At 28.8% G+C, this 16,191-nt stretch carries 18 protein-coding genes; 12 read left to right on the top strand and 6 right to left on the bottom strand.

The genetic code is table 11. The annotated features are described in order from the left end of the window. Nucleotides 1–63: 63 nt before the first annotated feature. From purQ to QML81_RS08050, 4 genes are all read right to left on the bottom strand, one after another. The gene (gene purQ, locus QML81_RS08065; protein ID WP_281950919.1) at nt 64–735 is read right to left on the bottom strand and encodes a phosphoribosylformylglycinamidine synthase subunit PurQ; all 672 of its coding nucleotides are present in this window, start codon (nt 733–735) and stop codon (nt 64–66) included. After that, the gene (gene purS, locus QML81_RS08060; RefSeq protein ID WP_281950918.1) at nt 732–974 is read right to left on the bottom strand and encodes a phosphoribosylformylglycinamidine synthase subunit PurS; all 243 of its coding nucleotides are present in this window, start codon (nt 972–974) and stop codon (nt 732–734) included. Before purS ends, purQ begins: the two co-directional genes overlap by 4 nt. A gap of 140 nt (nt 975–1,114) precedes the next feature. After that, complete coding sequence (purC, locus tag QML81_RS08055) at nt 1,115–1,825, bottom strand: phosphoribosylaminoimidazolesuccinocarboxamide synthase (RefSeq protein ID WP_281950917.1); 711 nt, start codon at nt 1,823–1,825, stop codon at nt 1,115–1,117. 2 nt (nt 1,826–1,827) lie between these two features. After that, a complete protein-coding gene (locus tag QML81_RS08050; RefSeq protein WP_345741143.1) occupies nt 1,828–3,147 on the bottom strand; it encodes a S41 family peptidase in 1,320 nt (439 codons plus the stop codon). Between the two features lie 351 nt (nt 3,148–3,498). Here QML81_RS08050 and QML81_RS08045 point away from each other — a divergent pair, with 351 nt between their 5' ends. The 10 genes from QML81_RS08045 (at nt 3,499) to mnmE (ending at nt 13,350) form a co-directional block, all read left to right on the top strand. Further along, nucleotides 3,499–6,087, top strand: a complete 2,589-nt coding sequence (locus QML81_RS08045; RefSeq protein WP_281950915.1) for an ATP-dependent Clp protease ATP-binding subunit — start codon at nt 3,499–3,501, stop codon at nt 6,085–6,087. Between the two features lie 139 nt (nt 6,088–6,226). Beyond that, entirely contained in the window at nt 6,227–7,720 is a 1,494-nt protein-coding gene (locus QML81_RS08040; protein ID WP_281950914.1) for a DUF1538 domain-containing protein, read from the top strand. After that, nucleotides 7,717–8,067 (top strand): hypothetical protein, encoded by a 351-nt coding sequence (locus QML81_RS08035; protein ID WP_281950913.1) that lies wholly within the window; start codon nt 7,717–7,719, stop codon nt 8,065–8,067. Before QML81_RS08040 ends, QML81_RS08035 begins: the two co-directional genes overlap by 4 nt. Nucleotides 8,068–8,298: 231 nt before the next feature. Further along, on the top strand, nt 8,299–8,688 hold the full coding sequence (locus tag QML81_RS08030; protein ID WP_281950912.1) for a CBS domain-containing protein: 390 nt from the start codon (nt 8,299–8,301) through the stop codon (nt 8,686–8,688). 60 nt (nt 8,689–8,748) lie between these two features. Beyond that, nucleotides 8,749–8,883, top strand: coding sequence for a 50S ribosomal protein L34 (gene rpmH, locus QML81_RS08025; RefSeq protein WP_281950911.1), 135 nt, complete (start codon nt 8,749–8,751; stop codon nt 8,881–8,883). Further along, a complete protein-coding gene (gene rnpA / locus QML81_RS09210) occupies nt 8,871–9,200 on the top strand; it encodes a ribonuclease P protein component (protein WP_345741171.1) in 330 nt (109 codons plus the stop codon). The genes rpmH and rnpA overlap by 13 nt, the downstream gene beginning before the upstream one ends. Then, nucleotides 9,201–9,554 carry a membrane protein insertion efficiency factor YidD gene (gene yidD, locus QML81_RS08015; RefSeq protein WP_281950909.1) on the top strand — a complete coding sequence of 118 codons (354 nt, stop codon included), beginning with the start codon at nt 9,201–9,203 and terminating at the stop codon, nt 9,552–9,554. It abuts the gene before it with no gap. Continuing rightward, nucleotides 9,547–11,136 (top strand): membrane protein insertase YidC, encoded by a 1,590-nt coding sequence (gene yidC / locus QML81_RS08010; RefSeq protein ID WP_281950908.1) that lies wholly within the window; start codon nt 9,547–9,549, stop codon nt 11,134–11,136. Before yidD ends, yidC begins: the two co-directional genes overlap by 8 nt. After that, entirely contained in the window at nt 11,136–12,011 is an 876-nt protein-coding gene (locus tag QML81_RS08005) for a Jag N-terminal domain-containing protein (protein WP_281950907.1), read from the top strand. The genes yidC and QML81_RS08005 overlap by 1 nt, the downstream gene beginning before the upstream one ends. After that, complete coding sequence (gene mnmE / locus QML81_RS08000) at nt 12,004–13,350, top strand: tRNA uridine-5-carboxymethylaminomethyl(34) synthesis GTPase MnmE (RefSeq protein ID WP_281950906.1); 1,347 nt, start codon at nt 12,004–12,006, stop codon at nt 13,348–13,350. The genes QML81_RS08005 and mnmE overlap by 8 nt, the downstream gene beginning before the upstream one ends. On the opposite strand, the gene QML81_RS07995 is transcribed toward mnmE, so the two are convergent. Together QML81_RS07995 and QML81_RS07990 are read right to left on the bottom strand one after the other, a co-directional pair. Further along, nucleotides 13,339–14,736, bottom strand: a complete 1,398-nt coding sequence (locus tag QML81_RS07995; RefSeq protein WP_281950905.1) for an FAD-dependent oxidoreductase — start codon at nt 14,734–14,736, stop codon at nt 13,339–13,341. The two genes, mnmE and QML81_RS07995, sit on opposite strands and share 12 nt — an antisense overlap. Then, nucleotides 14,733–15,386 carry a phosphoglycolate phosphatase gene (locus tag QML81_RS07990; protein WP_281950904.1) on the bottom strand — a complete coding sequence of 218 codons (654 nt, stop codon included), beginning with the start codon at nt 15,384–15,386 and terminating at the stop codon, nt 14,733–14,735. The genes QML81_RS07995 and QML81_RS07990 overlap by 4 nt, the downstream gene beginning before the upstream one ends. A gap of 97 nt (nt 15,387–15,483) precedes the next feature. Between QML81_RS07990 and ruvX the strand changes: the two genes are divergently transcribed. Both ruvX and QML81_RS07980 read left to right on the top strand, forming a co-directional pair. Next, on the top strand, nt 15,484–15,876 hold the full coding sequence (ruvX, locus tag QML81_RS07985; protein WP_281950903.1) for a Holliday junction resolvase RuvX: 393 nt from the start codon (nt 15,484–15,486) through the stop codon (nt 15,874–15,876). Next, complete coding sequence (locus tag QML81_RS07980; RefSeq protein ID WP_281950902.1) at nt 15,873–16,187, top strand: hypothetical protein; 315 nt, start codon at nt 15,873–15,875, stop codon at nt 16,185–16,187. Before ruvX ends, QML81_RS07980 begins: the two co-directional genes overlap by 4 nt. Nucleotides 16,188–16,191 lie beyond the last annotated feature (4 nt).

Below are 16,191 nucleotides of genomic sequence, written 5' to 3'. Positions count from 1 at the left end.
AAATCCTCTGCTGCTAAATGATAAATAGATATAATAAATAGTGATAAAAATAAAATAACTCTTTTAATCTATAAATCCTTTTATCATTTTTATTCCATCTTCGCTACCAAGTATCTTTTCACAAGCCCTCTCAGGATGCGGCATTAAACCAAAAACATTTTTGTTTTCATTGCATATACCAGCAATGGAGTCAATACTTCCATTAGGATTATCATAATCTCCATTTTCATCACAATATTTTAATATAATTTGCCCATTATCATACATCTTTTTCAATTTTTCTTCATTAACAAAATAGTTTCCTTCTGCATGAGCAATAGGAATATTTAATATATCATCTTGATTTAGTTTAGATAGAAATTTATTATTGTTATTTACTACTTTTATATATTGAAATTTAGAGATAAAATGTAAATTCTCGTTTCTTTTCATAGCACCAGGTAAAAGATGAGACTCTAATAATATTTGAAATCCATTACATATACCTAATACATATCCACCACTATTGGCAAATTTGCTTACTGCTTTCATAATTGGGCTAAATCTTGCAATTGCGCCACTTCTTAGATAATCTCCATAGCTAAATCCACCTGGAAGCACTACTAAATCTGTATCTTTTGGTAAGGATTCATTTTTATGCCAAATAATCTCAGTTTTTGCACCAATTAATTTAAAAGCATAATCTGTGTCAAATTCACAGTTTGTACCTGGAAATCTAATAATAGCTACTTTCATTTTTCAATCTCTATCTTGTAATCTTCAATTACTGTATTTGCAAGAAGAGTTTCACACATCTCTTCAACTCTTTTTTTTGCCTTTTCTTCATCTTCTTCATTTAAAGTAAGAATTATCTGTTTCCCAACTCTTACATCTTCAACTTCATTAAATCCAAGAGATTGTAAAGCATGATGAACTGCTTTACCTTGAGGATCTAACACTCCAGGTTTTAAATAGATATCTACAATAGCTTTCATATTTATCCTTTAATATAATTTGATATTGGTCATTAGGAATTAGATGCTTTATAGCTTCTTTGCTTTCCTCTTTATAACTTTTCGATATAAATTTTTTAACTAATAATACTAATGACTAATGACTAATGACTAATAACCCTTTACTCAACTATCCTTCTAAGTACCTCTTCATAAGCAACTTTTACATTTCCCAAATCTTGTCTAAATCTATCTTTATCAAGTTTTTCACCAGTTTTTTTATCCCAAAATCTACAACTATCAGGGCTAATTTCATCAGCCAAAATAATTTTCCCCTCTTTGTCTCTTCCAAATTCAACTTTAAAATCAACTAATATTAAATCTCTTTTATCAAAAAAAGATTTTAATATAACATTGATTTCTCTTCCTAATCTTTTTAGTTCTTCAAGTTCAGCTTCATCTTTTGCCAATTCTAAAATTAAAGCATGTTCATCATTTATTAATGGGTCATGAAGTTCATCATTTTTATAATAAAATTCAACTAAAGCAAATGGAAGCTTTTTCCCTTCAGGAATTCCGAGTCTTTTAGTTAATGATCCAGTGGCTATATTTCTTACAACTACTTCAATAGCAATCATATCTGCTTTTTTTATAAGCATCTCATTATCACTAAGTTTTTTAACAAAATGAGTTGGGATTCCATTTTTTTCCAATAATTCAAAAAGTTCTGAACTTATTTGACAATTCAATGCACCTTTTCCCTTTTCAAAACCCTTTTTTGTTGCATCAAATGCTGTTAATTCATCTTTAAATTCAGCTATTAAAAAATTATCATTATCAGTTAAAAATATCTTTTTTCCTTTTCCTTCATATAAAAGCTCTTTTTTTTCCATTTTTATCCTTTTGATTTTAGAATTATTAATGCTTTTAGTATATCAGTTGCCTCTTTTAATTGAGCATCTTTATAAAGATCTTTTTCTAAAATTAAACCATCTTCACTTTTTTTCTTCTCTTTTTTCTTTTTCTTTTTACCTTCAATTTTTTCAAGTTCGCTTTTTAGATGTTTTTTAAGTTCAGCTTCTTTTAGCATAAATTCATCCTCTTTTATTTTTAATTCTCCAGGATGAACGATTACATCTGGTGTAACACCTAAAGCTTGTATTGTTCTGCCACTTGGTAGATAATATCTTGCAATAGTAAGTTTTATCGCTTCATCTTTATCGATTGGCAATATTACTTGTACACTACCTTTTCCAAAAGTTTTTTCTCCAACTAAAATAGCACGTTTGTGATCTTGAAGTGATCCACTTACAATTTCACTTGCACTTGCACTTCCACCATTTACAAGTACTACCAAAGGAATATTTTTGTAAGTTCCAGATTTTGTTGCTTTATACTCTCTATTTTCAGATTTTATTCTTCCTTTTTGTGAAACAATAACTCCTTTATCAACAAAAAGATTAACTAATCCTACAGCTTGATCCAAAAGACCACCTGGATTGTTTCTTAGATCTAAAATTATACCTTTAGTTTTATCTTCATTTTCTTTTATATATTTTTTTACATCATTAACAACTTTTTTGTCAAAAGAGACAACTCTAAGATACAAAATATCATCATTTAATATATGTTTTGCATAAACTGAATCGATTTTAATGATATCTCTTACTATTTCAAATTTTAATGGTTTGTTTTCACCTTTTCTAACTATTGTTAAAACTATTTTTGTACCAGGTTTTCCTCTCATAAGGCTAACGGCCTCATCAAGAGTCATATCAATTGTAGATTTGTCATCTATTTTTAATATTATATCCCCAGCTTTAAGTCCAGCTTTATATGCAGGAGTTCCCTCAATAGGTGCTATTACAGTTAATGCCCCGTCTCTGATACCAACTGTAATACCAAGACCGCCAAATTCACCTTCAGTTTGAATTTTTAACTCTTTATAATGTTTTTTATCTAAAAAAGATGAATGAGCATCAAGATTACTCAATAGTCCAGCAATAGATTTATCTATAATCTCTTCAATTGTTAAAGGATCAACATAATATTTTTCAACTGTTCCAACTACTTTTGTAAATTTTGCAATTGATTGAAGTCTTGAAGTAATATTTAAATCATTTTCACTTTTTGCATGCAAATCTGTTTGAATAAGAGAATAACTTAAAACTAAACTTCCTAAAAAACCAGCTGTTAAATATCTCATTTTTATCATTATTTGTTTCTCCAATATTTAAAAAGATACCTTTAAAAAAGTTTTTATGATTATAATTAATATTTAATAAAAATTGGCTAAACTCTATTATTAGTTTAAAGAGAGAAGGCATAAAGATATAAGAGGATAAGCCGTAAAGCAGTGAAGCTGTGAAGAGGGATAGTTGATAAGTTAACAAGAGCGAAATGAAACAAGTATGCAGTTAGAATTAAAGTATAAAGCTGAAGGAAGCAGAAAGTAAGAAAAGTAAGTGCAAATAAATTTACTATATAACAATACAACTAAATAAACTTGACAACAATAGACTAAAGTTGTATAATAACACAAAACTAAAATTAAAGGAGAAAGGGTATGAGTAATATATTTGAAAAACTTACCCACAAAATGACTGAGACTATTGATAGTGCAGTTAGCTTAGCACTTCACAATAAAAATCCAGAAGTTGATGTTGCACATATGATTTGGGCTATGCTAACAGATAGCTCATCAATTTTAACCCAAGCATTAAATAAAATGAATATTGATAGGGCTCCAATTGAGCTTGAAGCAAAAAGTGTTGCTGATAAACTTCCAAAAGTATCAACTATTACAAAAGAGAATATTAAAATATCAAGAAATTTAGCTGAAAGCCTTCAAAAAGCTGAAGGTCAAATGGTAAAAAATGGAGACTCATATTTGGCAGTTGATACTTGGATAGAAGCAAATATAGATAACTCTACTTTTAAAGAAATTCTTGGAAAATATGTTGATCTATTTGAGCTTAAAAAGACTCTTGAAGCTATGAGAGGTGGTAAAAAGATAGATAAGCAAACAGCTGATGAAACTTTAGAAGCATTAGAAAAGTATGGAATAGATTTAACAAAAAAAGCTGCAGAAGGCGAACTTGATCCTGTTATTGGTAGAGATGAAGAGATTCATAGAGTAATGCAAATTTTAATAAGAAAAACAAAGAATAATCCTATTTTACTTGGTGAGCCTGGTGTTGGTAAAACTGCTATTGTTGAAGGACTTGCTCAAAGAATTGTAAATAAAGAGGTTCCAATAAGTCTTCAAAATAAAAGATTGATTAGCCTTGATATGACAGCTTTAATTGCAGGAGCAAAATATAGAGGCGAATTTGAAGATAGATTAAAAGCTGTTGTTGATGAAGTAAAACAGAGCGGTGATATTATACTTTTTATAGATGAGATTCATACAATAGTTGGAGCTGGAGCAGGTGAGGGCAGTATGGATGCTGCAAATATACTAAAGCCAGCTCTTGCAAGAGGTGAACTTCATACAATTGGTGCAACTACTTTAAAAGAGTATAGAAAATATTTTGAAAAAGATGCTGCACTTCAAAGAAGATTTCAACCAGTAAAAGTTGAAGAGCCAAGTATAAATGAGGCGCTTCAAATATTAAGAGGATTAAAAGAGAGGCTAGAAGCTCATCATAATGTTCAAATACTTGATAGTGCACTAGTTGCAGCTGCAAAACTTAGTGCAAGATATATTACAGATAGATATCTTCCAGATAAAGCAATAGACTTAATAGATGAGGCTGCAGCTGAACTTAAGATGCAAATTGAGTCTGAACCATTTGAACTTAGTAAAGTAAAAAGAGAGATTCAACAACTTCTTGTTGAGAAAGAGGCTCTTTTGATGGAGAAAAACAAAAAAAATGAAGAGAGACTAAACGAAATAGAAAAAGAGCTTGCCAATTTAGAAGAGAAAAAAAGAGCATTAGAGAGCCAGTTTGAAAATGAAAAGAAAGTTTTTAAAGAGATAGCAAAAATTAAAGAAGATATTGAAAAGAAAAAATTTGAAGCTGAAAAGGCTAAAAGAGAGGGTGATTACAATAAAGCAGCTGAAATTGAGTATGGTCAAATTCCAGCTTTAGAAAATAAACTTAAAGAGTTAAATGAACAATGGAATAAGATGCAAGAGGCTGGAACTCTTCTTAAAAATGCTGTTGATGAAGAGATGATTGCTGCAATTGTTAGCAAATGGACAGGAATTCCTGTAACAAAAATGCTTCAAAGCGAAAAAGAAAAAATCTTGCATGTTGAAGATGAGCTAAGAAAATATGTTGTTGGACAAGATGAAGCATTGAAAGCTGTTTCAAGAGCTATAAAAAGAAATAAAGCAGGACTATCTGAACCAAATAGACCAATTGGTAGTTTTATGTTTTTGGGACCAACAGGTGTTGGTAAAACTGAAACAGCTAAAACATTAGCAAGATTTCTATTTGACACTGAAAAATCACTCATAAGAATTGATATGAGTGAATATATGGAAAAACATGCGGTTTCAAGACTTGTTGGTGCACCTCCTGGATATGTTGGATATGAAGAGGGTGGTCAGTTAACTGAAGCTGTTAGAAGAAAGCCATACAGTGTTGTTTTATTTGATGAGATTGAAAAAGCTCATCCAGATGTATTTAATATCTTGTTACAGGTTCTTGATGATGGAAGATTAACTGATAATAAGGGTGTTACAGTTGATTTTAGAAATACTATTATTATAATGACAAGTAACATTGCAAGTGATAAAATTATGGAGTTTCGTGATCCAGAGGATAGAGAAAAAGCTGTTAAAGATGAGCTAAAAAGATATTTTAAACCTGAATTTTTAAATAGACTTGATGATATTGTAATATTTAATCCTCTTGGAGAGCAAGAGATTGTGAAAATTGTAGATATTATGTTTGAAAAAATAAAAGATAAATTAAAAGAGAGAGATATAAAAATAGAGTTAACTGAAGGTGCAAAAAGATTAGTTGCAAAAGCTGGATTTGATCCAGTTTATGGTGCAAGACCATTAAAAAGAGCTCTTTATGAACTAGTTGAAGACACATTGGCTGAACTTATCTTAGAAGATAAAGTCAAAGAGGGTGATAATGTTAAATTTGATGCTGAAGGTGATCAAATAGTGACTATCGTTAATGGTCAAAGAGTTTAATAAAACAACCTACCTTTTGGTAGGTTGTTAATATGTAACAATATTTTTAATCTATCTCTTCTACTATTAAAACTCTTCCTTTTTAAATCATAATTTATATAAAATCTTTCATAGCATAGTTATTAAATGAGGAATTTTTATGGATATTCTCCGTATATTTTTACTTGATTTAAAAAACTCTTTCAAAGATTTATTGCCCATAGTTATAGTAGTGGCTATTTTTCAATTTTTTATTATTGGACAAATTCCTCAAAATTCTCTCTCAATTATTATAGGATTAATTATAGTTGCTTTTGGATTGGCAGTTTTCATTAGAGGCTTAGAACTTGGAATTTTTCCTATTGGTGAAAATCTCGCAATTGAATTTGCTAAAAAAGGTAGTCTATTTTGGCTTTTACTTTTTGCATTTTTAATTGGATTTTCAACAACAATTGCTGAGCCTGCTCTTATCGCTATTGCTCAAAAATCTGAGGTTATTAGTCAAGGTAAAATTGATGCATTTTTTTTAAGGCTTACTGTTGCATTCTCTGTTGGTTTTGCAATAGCTTTGGGAGTATTTAGGATAATTATAGGACATCCTATTCAATATTACATAATTATAGGTTACATTTTAGTTGTTCTTATAACTTTTTTTGCTCCAAAAGAGATTGTTGGGCTTGCATATGATAGTGGTGGAGTAACAACTTCAACAGTTACAGTTCCTCTTGTTGCTGCTCTTGGTATTGGACTTTCATCAAGTATAAAAGGAAGAAACCCAATTATTGATGGATTTGGGCTTATTGCTTTTGCATCATTAACACCTATGATATTTGTTCAAATTTATGGAATTATTGCTTCATATTTTGGCTCACAAACCACTGAAATTATCACAATTGCAAAAGCTATTTCTCAAGAAGTTGTAAGTGAGAGCCATTTTGATATTAAAAAAATATTTTTTGATTTAATTTCTGTTATAAAAGATATTTTGCCAATTCTTGGTGTAATTCTGTTCTTTCAATATTTTATTATAAAAAAACCTCTTCCTCATATTCATAAAATATCTTTTGGAATAATCTTGGTTATTATAGGATTATATGCTTTTATTTTAGGACTTGAGATTGGGCTTTTTCCAATAGGCGAAACATTGGCATTTCAATTAACCTCTACTGGAAAAATCTTTTTAATTTATATTTTTGCCTTTTTAATTGGATTTTCAACCACAATGGCTGAACCAGCTTTATTAGCCATAGCCATAAAAGCTCAAGAGGTAAGCGAAAACAAAATTAACTCTTTACTTCTTAGAGTTTTCGTAGCTTTAGGAGTTGCTATTGGAATAGCTTTAGGTGCATATAGAATTGTAACAGGTGGGCAGTTGCACTACTATATAATTGCTGGATATATAATTGTTATAGCTCTTACATATTTTTCTCCAAAATATATTATTCCAATTGCATATGATAGCGGAGGAGTTACAACATCAACAGTAACAGTACCACTTGTTGCTGCTCTTGGTTTAGGACTTGCGCAAAATATTCCAGAAAGAGATCCTTTGATTGATGGATTTGGACTCATAGCTTTTGCTTCGCTTTTTCCGATGATAACTGTTATGGGTTATGGGATTTATGCAGAATTTAAAAGAAAGGATAAAAGATGAAATTTGTGGCACTTGTTGCAATTATTCCAAATGATATGGAAGAAAAAGGAGTAGAGATTGCTAAAAATGCTGGAGCTGGGGCAGTAACGATTCTTAGTGGTAAAAATATTGGGCTTAAAGAGAAAAAGATATTTTTTGGAGTAACTTTAGAAGAGGCTATGTCAGTTTTACTCTTTATTTTGCCAAGAAAACTATCTTTAAAAGTTATGCGAGCATTAAAAGATGGATTAAATGTTGAAGATACCGAAAATAGCTCTGTCATTTTTACTCTTCCTTTAGAACACGTAATAGGAATAAATAAAGAGGAGTTGCATAAATTTGAAAGTGAAATAAAAACGATACTTTAGGTGAGGGAGGAGTCTTTAGTCATTAGTCATTAGTCATTAGTCTTTAGTCATTAGTCATTTGGTCAGTGGTAGGATTTAATAATAGTTAATTGAGAAATTGAGAGAGTTGGAAAGTTAGAAATTGGAGAATTAAGATAATAAATGGGATAAGAAGTAAAGCAACCAATTACTATTGACTATTGACTAATGACTAATGACTATTGTCTAATGTCAAATTTAAAAGGAGAGATTATGTTAGTAGAAGAGATTATGACACCAAAGGATAAGCTTGTTATAGTGGACCAATTAGCTCCTGTTAGAAAAGCTCTTGAGCTTATGAAAAAATATAATATAAAATCAGTGATTGTTGATAAAAACTCGCCAAATGGAGCTTATGGGCTTTTGACATTTAAAAATATACTTCAAGCTATTGTTGCTCAAGAGGGAGATATTGATCTATTAAATGTTTATGATATAGCAACAATACCAGCCATTAGCGTTACAAGAAAACTGGAAATGAGATATGTCGCAAAAATGATGGTACAACATAGTATAAAAAGAGTTTTGGTAGTAGATGATAATGAATTATATGGAATAATCACAATGAGCGATATTATTGGTGTATTATTGGAAGATATTTAAAAGAATTTAAGCTAATATTTAGTAAACTTTGCCTTCAAAAATATTTAAGAAGGGGAAAGTATGAAAAGAACATATCAGCCACACAATACAAGAAGAAAAAGAACACACGGTTTTAGAGTTAGAATGAGAAGTAAAAATGGAAGAAAAGTTATAAATGCAAGAAGAAGAAAAGGAAGAAAAAGATTGGCAGTTTAAAAAATTTTATAACTTTAAAAAGCAGTAAAGAGTTTAATTATATCTATAAAAATTCAAAAGCTGTTCATTCACAATATTTTGTAATTTTTTATAAAAAAACCAGAGATAAAAAAGTTGGTTTTGTTTCCAGTAAAAAAATTGGAAATGCTGTTAAAAGAAACAGAGCTAAAAGAAGACTTAGGGCTCTGTTTCTTTTATATTCAGATAAAATTCCTACTGGAACATATATATTTGTCGCTAAAAAAGATATATTAGATGCAGATTTTAAAAAATTGAAAAAAGTTTTTGAAAAACTTATTTTTAAAGTAACCAAATAGATGCTAAAAAAGTTTTTTATTTTATTGTTGCATTTTTATCAGCGATATTTATCGATTTTATCGCCAGGTAGTTGTAGATACTATCCTACATGTTCAGAATATGCAAAATGGAGAGTTGAAAACGAAAATATAATAAAAGCTCTTTTTTTTATCATTTTGAGAATTTTAAGATGTAATCAGTTATTTAGTGGTGGGATAGAATATCCGATTGTAATCAGAAAGTTAGAAAGTGAGAAAGTAAAAAAGTTAAAGAGTAAGAGAGTTAAAATAAAATATTGGTTAGTACCTACAAATAAAAAAGACCATTTTTATCTTATTAAAAATATTTATCTCAAAAAGGAAAAAGATGTTTGAAAAAATGGATACCAATCAAAGGGTTATTCTTGCTATAGTTTTATCTTTGGGAGTTTTTTTGATTTATGACTATTTTTTTATGCCAAAGAATGAAAAAAATACAAAATTATCTGAAAAAAATACCACTATTGAAAAATCTGCTCCAACTGCGAAACAATCAACAAATAAAGCCTCAATGGAAAAAGAGAAAGTCCAAGAAAATTTATCAAATAGTAGCGAGTTCGATAAAACTTTAGTAAAAGTTGAATCTAAACATTTTACAATGTTTATTGATAAAATAGGAAGAATTAAACAGATAATATTAAAAGATAAAAGATTTGTTACTGAAAGTGGTGAACATATAAAACTTTTTGATGATAAAAAACTTCCAAAACCACTTGAGATTAGATTTTCTGATGAAAGTTTAAATAGTGAAGCATTTAAAACTCCTTATATTAGTGATAAAACTTCTATAAATATTGATAATACTCCGGTTTCAATAAAACTTACACAAAAGCTATCATCAACAACTGTAAACAAAGAGATAAAAATATATCCTGATGGCCATTACGATTTAAAAGTGAAATTAAGCAGTGATAAAAAATATTTTATTTCACCTGGATTTAGACCAAATGTTAGAGTTGATGGATATACATTTCATGGTGTTCTTATAAAAGAGGCTGATGATACTATTACAATGATAGATGATGGAGATGCAAAAGGAACTGAAAGTTTTAGAAAAGCAAAAATTGCGGCTGCTGAGGATAGATACTATACAACATTTCTTTATGATTTAAAAAATGGCTTAGATGTTATCGTTTCCAAGGATGAAGAGGAAAATCCAATATTATTTGTTGAGGGTAAAAAAGAGTTTGATATAAACGGTTATGTTGGTCCAAAAGATTATAAAATATTAAACTCAATCAATCCAGAATTAACTTCAGTTATAGAGTATGGATTTTTTACATTTATTGCAAAACCTATGTTTAAAATTTTATTAGCTATATATAATGCAGTTGGTAACTGGGGATGGGCAATAGTTATTTTAACTATTCTTATTAGAATTGTTCTGTTTCCTTTAACTTTTAAAGGAATGGTCTCTATGCAAAAATTAAAAGAGCTATCCCCTAAAATAAAAGAGTTACAGCAAAAATATAAAGGTGACCCACAAAAACTTAATGCTCATATGATGCAATTATATAAAAAGCATGGTGCAAACCCGATGGGAGGGTGTTTGCCGCTTCTATTGCAAATTCCGGTATTTTTTGCTATATATAGAGTACTTTTAAATGCTATTGAATTAAAAGGTGCTGAGTGGATATTGTGGATAAAAGATTTAAGTGCAATGGATCCATATTTTATTTTACCAATTTTGATGGGTGCAACAATGTTTATACATCAAAAGATAACACCAACAACTATTACAGATCCAATGCAGCAAAAAATCTTTCAATATTTACCGATTGTTTTTACATTTTTCTTTATTACATTTCCAGCAGGTTTAACTTTATATTGGTTTGTAAATAATATATTATCAATCATTCAGCAACTTATTGTAAACAAAGCATTTGAAAATAGAAAAGTTGTTAAAAAGGAAGCTTAATGAGCAAAAGAATTGAAGCTCCTACTTTAGAAGAAGCTTACAAAAAAGCTTCAAAAGAGCTTGGTTGTTCTATAACAGATTTGGAAATTGAAGTAATACAGCGTCCCTCAAAAGGTTTTTTAGGTTTCGGAAAGAAAAATGCAGTTATCTTAGCTTCATGTAAAGAAAAAGTAGTTGAAGAATCTGTAGAAAAAATTGAAAAAGAAACTATTAAAACAGAAGAAAAGCCTATTGAAAAAGAGGTAAAAAAAGAGATAAAACAGACAATAGAAGAAAAAAAAGAGATAAAAGAAGAGGTTAAAATTCCTAAAGAGGAAAAAATAGAAAAAAAGATAAAAGAAGAGAAAAAAAGTGAACTTCCAAAAATAAAAGAGGAATTCGAAGAGTTTTATACTGAAAAAGAGACAATTGAAGATATTGCTCAAAAAATAGAAGAAGAGATTAATGACCTTTTTAAAGAAGCATGTTTTGATATAGAAAAAATTATTGTAAAGCCATTTGATGAAAATACTCTTTTAATAGAATTTAAAGGACCAGATTCAGCACTGCTTATAGGAAAAGAGGGATACAGATATAAAGCTCTTTCATATATGCTTTTTAATTGGATAAATTCAAAATATAATCTACAAATTAGACTCGAAATAGCTGAATTTTTAAAATCTCAAGAAGAGATGATTAAAAATTATTTAAAGCCGTTAATAGAAAAAATAAAAAAAGAGGGCAGAGGGCAAACAAAAGTGCTTGATGGAGTTTTAGTTCAAATTGCATTAAAAGAGTTAAGAGAAACATTTCCAAACAAATATGTTGCTATTAGAACAACAAGAAATGGAGAAAAATATATAATAGTAAACGAGTTTAACAAAAAAAATGAATAATGACACAATAGTAGCTATAGCCACAAGTCATGGAATAGGCTCAATTGCAATTGTTAGAGTAAGTGGAAAAAAATCTTTAGAAATTGCAAAAAAAATCACTAAAAAAAGTGACTTCAAACCCAGATATGCTACATTATCAACTCTATATAATGAAAAAAATGAAATAGTTGATCAGGCTATTGTTATATATTTTAAAGCACCTTTCTCTTTTACTGGCGAAGATATAGTTGAATTCCAATGTCATGGCGGTATAGTTATTGCAAAAAAAATTTTAGATCTTGTTATAAAAAATAAAGCAAGATTAGCTGAGCCTGGAGAATTTAGTAAAAGAGCATTTTTAAATGGAAAAATTGATTTAACTGAAGCTGAAGCTATTGCAAAACTTATCGAAGCAAAAAGTGAAGATGCGGCAAAAATTTTAGCAAAACAGATAAAAGGTGAGTTAAAAAATTATATAGAAGATATACGAGAGTCCCTTATTAGAATACTTGCATATACTGAAGTAAATATTGATTATGCTGAAGAGGATTTGCCTCAAGATTTAGTAGATTCTATAAAAAATCAATTAAATGATTTACAAAAAAAGCTACAAAATACTTTAAATGCAAGTAAAAGAAGAAGCGGTTTAATTGAGGGTTTTAAGATATCAATTATAGGAAAGCCAAATACTGGTAAAAGCTCACTTTTAAATAAGCTATTAAGTTATGAGAGAGCTATTGTTAGTGAAATTGCAGGAACAACAAGAGATACTATAGAAGAGAATGTAAAGATAGGTACCCATCTTGTTAGGATGGTTGATACTGCAGGAATAAGAGAAGCAAAAGATGTAATAGAAAAAATTGGTATTGAGAGAAGTATAAAAGCAATAGAAGATAGTGATATTATTATTGCTATGTTTGATGCAAGTAAAGAAAAAGATGATGAAGATGAAAAAATAATAGATTTAATTAAAAAATATAAAGATGAAAAAGATTTTATTATAGTTTTAAATAAATCTGATTTGCCTCAAAAATTTTTCGATGAAACTGTTGAAAAGTTAAAACCTATAAACCTAAGTGTTAAAAAAGATATTTCTCCACTTATAAAAGTTTTAGAAAATCTTTTAAATTCTTACTCATCTTATGATGAAGTATTGCTGATTTCAAAAAGACAAACAGATGCTGTTGAAAATGCGCTTATTTCTATTCAAGAAGCATTTTTACCGCTACAAAATGGTGAATTAGAAATTTTTGCATACCATATCAATGATGCAATAAAAGCTATCTCTTCTATTACAAGACCAATGGAAAGTAGCGAACTTTTAGATAAAATGTTTGGTGAATTTTGTTTAGGAAAATAGTCTATTTGAAGTTGTAATATCTCCTAAATCTTGAGGATAACCTCTCCCTTTAGCTATCTCTTTTGCTTTTTTCTTTAGTTTTTTTAAATCTAAATCTTTTAAAAATTTATCTATATTTTCAATCTCCAATCCAAACTCATTTGCTATATTTTTTACCATTTGGATAGCTGATGAGACTTTTACTATTTCACATCTTGCACAATTTTTTTCAAAACTAACTTCTGCAGCTCTTAATTCTGGGTCATTTCCTGGAATTTGCTGTGCTCCAAAAAGAGGCTTTTTTGTGGCTTTTGCTTCATTTGAAAATTTTTTGATAAATTTTTCAAAATGTTTAATCGCATTTTCACCTCTTAGTATTGCTATTTTTTCATCCCACCCTTTTTCAATTTTTTCTAAAAATACTCTTTTTAATTTTGGTTGAGAACTACTCTCTGAGCTTTTAGCTAATCCCTCATTAAATAGAGTTATCTCCTTATTCATTCCATGTAATTGAAAGTATCCATTAGGATATGGGGTAAATTGAGCCATTCCTTTTGGCGTCCCTCTTTTGCCATGAAATATAATCTCAGGCCATTTTATACTACTGTCCCATTTTGTTACATACGCAGCTTTGAATTCTACAAATCTTTCTCTTTTTAGTTTCAATAAATCATCAATCTCTCCACTTCTAAATCCGGCAGCATTTATTATAAAATCAAAAGTTTCAGTTTTTATACTGCCATCATTTAAAAAAGAGACAACAAATCTGTTATCTTTTTGCTTTATATCTATTACTTTTGTATTTAATTTTAAATCTACATTATCTTTTTTCTCTAAAATCATTTTTGTACCGGCAGCTAATCTAAAAATATTTAATCCAAACTCATTAACAATAATTACTGGATATTGTAAATTATCTAAATCTACATATTTTGCAAATGGAATAATCCAATCATCAAAATTTTTAGGATTTTTTACGATCTCTTTTTTGCTTAATTTTTCTAAATCTTTTTTGTGATATAGCTTAAAATACTCTCTTGAATCACCTAAAATACTGTTTTTTTCATCTAAATTTATCAATTTTTTATACTCTTTTTGCAAAATCTCTAATCTTTTTATCTGAAAAGTTGGCTCTTTTTCATAATCTTTTGGAAAAGCAATTATAGTTGGTCTAAAATCTAAACAAAATGGATATGTTTTTGCAAAATCGATAGACTCTTTTAAAAGCTTTATACATTGATTTATAGAGATATCTGGATATAGGTTTCCTCCTGCATGTAGATGGCAAAATGGAGGTCCACTTATTAAACTTTTTTCTTTTTCAAAAAGAGTAATTTTTGCATTTTTAAGTAAAATAGCTGCACTCACCCCTGCAACACCACCACCAATAATGGCAACTTTTTTCAAACTAATTCTCCTATCTTTTTAAATTCATCAATTTTAAATTTTCCAAGATCTTCATCATTATATCCATATGTCAAGGCTAAAAAATCTATATTTGCATTTTTTGCGGCCAATTTATCATTTATAGAATCGCCAACCATCAATGTATTTTGATTTTTTACTTTAAAAAAATCGCATATCTTTATAAGCATTTGAGGATCTGGTTTTTTCCTTTGAACGCTATCCCCTCCAAGATAGATATCAAAATATCTTTTCATATCAAAATATTCTAAAATTGGCTCAATAAATCTTGTAGGTTTATTTGTAGCAATTGATAGCTTTTTATCTTTTTCTTTTAAAATTTCAAGAGTCTCTTTAACATCTGGATAAAGAGTTGTTCTGTTTGTTAGATTTTTTTCATAATATTCTAAAAATATTTCTAAAGCCTCTTTAAAAATTTTCTCATCAACATTTTCATAATCTTTTTTGCCACACAATGCTCTTTTTACCAAAATTTGAGCACCATTACCTATCCATGACCTTATAATATCTTCACTAAAAGGCTCTCTATTTAACTTTTTTAACATAAAATTGACTGAATCCGCTAAATCTAAAGCACTATCTATTAATGTTCCATCTAAATCAAATATAATAATATTTTTATTATAAAACATATAACTCCTATTAAAAAAGATTTAAGTTTTTATCAAATATTTACTTAAAATATGTTTTATTTTTTGATACAATTTCCCAACTAAAAAGAGGATAAATATGAAAATAGCTGCGATAGATGTTGGAGAAAAAAGAATAGGACTTGCAATCTCATTAGATAAAAAAATAGTACTACCTCAAAATGCAATAATAAGAAAAAATAGAGAACAAGCTGCAAATGAGGTAAAAAAGTTTTTAAAAGAGTGGCAAATTGATACTCTTGTTGTTGGTGTTCCCCTTGGTGGTAGCAGTGAAGAGGTAATGAAAAAAAAGATTGAACATTTTGTAAAACTTTTAGATTTTAAAGGAGAAATTTTTTATATTGATGAGAGTTTTACTTCCTATGAAGCAAAAGAGATGACAAAAGGGCAGTTTCGTCATAAAAAAGATGGGAAAATTGACTCAATCGCCGCAAGTTTAATACTTGAGAGATTTCTTGAGAGTAAGAAATGATAGCAACTGGATTTAAGAAAAAATATTTCTCTTTACAGGCAATTACAGCAACTGTAAGTTTTATAAAACAAAAAAAGAGAAAAGTAATAATATGTTCATATAAAAATCCGCTTAAAATATTATCTTCAAATGATGATCCACCTCCTTGTGAAGAGATAAATTTAGATGAAAATAGTAAACCTTGTTATTGTAATATCTTTTTTTCAGTAAGAGCTAAAAGAGTACTTTCATATTCTCGTATTCATAAACCAAAACTTTGTTCTTGCAGATATACAAAATCTGGTCTTGCTCCTCCAAATATATCATATTAAAAAA

Source organism: Nitrosophilus kaiyonis (assembly GCF_027943725.1).
GTDB classification, from domain to species: Bacteria; Campylobacterota; Campylobacteria; order Campylobacterales; family Nitratiruptoraceae; genus Nitrosophilus_A; species Nitrosophilus_A kaiyonis.
This window is presented reverse-complemented; position numbering and strand designations above follow the sequence as displayed.

What these genes read in the sequence shown, in the direction of transcription:
- rpmH (WP_281950911.1), top strand. Translation starts at nt 8,749, where the DNA reads ATGAAAAGAACATATCAGCCACACAATACAAGAAGAAAAAGAACACAC.
- QML81_RS08030 (WP_281950912.1), top strand. Translation starts at nt 8,299, where the DNA reads ATGTTAGTAGAAGAGATTATGACACCAAAGGATAAGCTTGTTATAGTG.
- purC (WP_281950917.1), bottom strand. Translation starts at nt 1,825, where the DNA reads ATGGAAAAAAAAGAGCTTTTATATGAAGGAAAAGGAAAAAAGATATTT.
- QML81_RS08035 (WP_281950913.1), top strand. Translation starts at nt 7,717, where the DNA reads ATGAAATTTGTGGCACTTGTTGCAATTATTCCAAATGATATGGAAGAA.
- yidC (WP_281950908.1), top strand. Translation starts at nt 9,547, where the DNA reads ATGTTTGAAAAAATGGATACCAATCAAAGGGTTATTCTTGCTATAGTT.
- QML81_RS07980 (WP_281950902.1), top strand. Translation starts at nt 15,873, where the DNA reads ATGATAGCAACTGGATTTAAGAAAAAATATTTCTCTTTACAGGCAATT.
- ruvX (WP_281950903.1), top strand. Translation starts at nt 15,484, where the DNA reads ATGAAAATAGCTGCGATAGATGTTGGAGAAAAAAGAATAGGACTTGCA.
- mnmE (WP_281950906.1), top strand. Translation starts at nt 12,004, where the DNA reads ATGAATAATGACACAATAGTAGCTATAGCCACAAGTCATGGAATAGGC.
- purQ (WP_281950919.1), bottom strand. Translation starts at nt 735, where the DNA reads ATGAAAGTAGCTATTATTAGATTTCCAGGTACAAACTGTGAATTTGAC.
- QML81_RS08050 (WP_345741143.1), bottom strand. Translation starts at nt 3,147, where the DNA reads ATGATAAAAATGAGATATTTAACAGCTGGTTTTTTAGGAAGTTTAGTT.
- QML81_RS08045 (WP_281950915.1), top strand. Translation starts at nt 3,499, where the DNA reads ATGAGTAATATATTTGAAAAACTTACCCACAAAATGACTGAGACTATT.
- QML81_RS07990 (WP_281950904.1), bottom strand. Translation starts at nt 15,386, where the DNA reads ATGTTTTATAATAAAAATATTATTATATTTGATTTAGATGGAACATTA.
- purS (WP_281950918.1), bottom strand. Translation starts at nt 974, where the DNA reads ATGAAAGCTATTGTAGATATCTATTTAAAACCTGGAGTGTTAGATCCT.
- QML81_RS08005 (WP_281950907.1), top strand. Translation starts at nt 11,136, where the DNA reads ATGAGCAAAAGAATTGAAGCTCCTACTTTAGAAGAAGCTTACAAAAAA.
- QML81_RS08040 (WP_281950914.1), top strand. Translation starts at nt 6,227, where the DNA reads ATGGATATTCTCCGTATATTTTTACTTGATTTAAAAAACTCTTTCAAA.
- yidD (WP_281950909.1), top strand. Translation starts at nt 9,201, where the DNA reads ATGCTAAAAAAGTTTTTTATTTTATTGTTGCATTTTTATCAGCGATAT.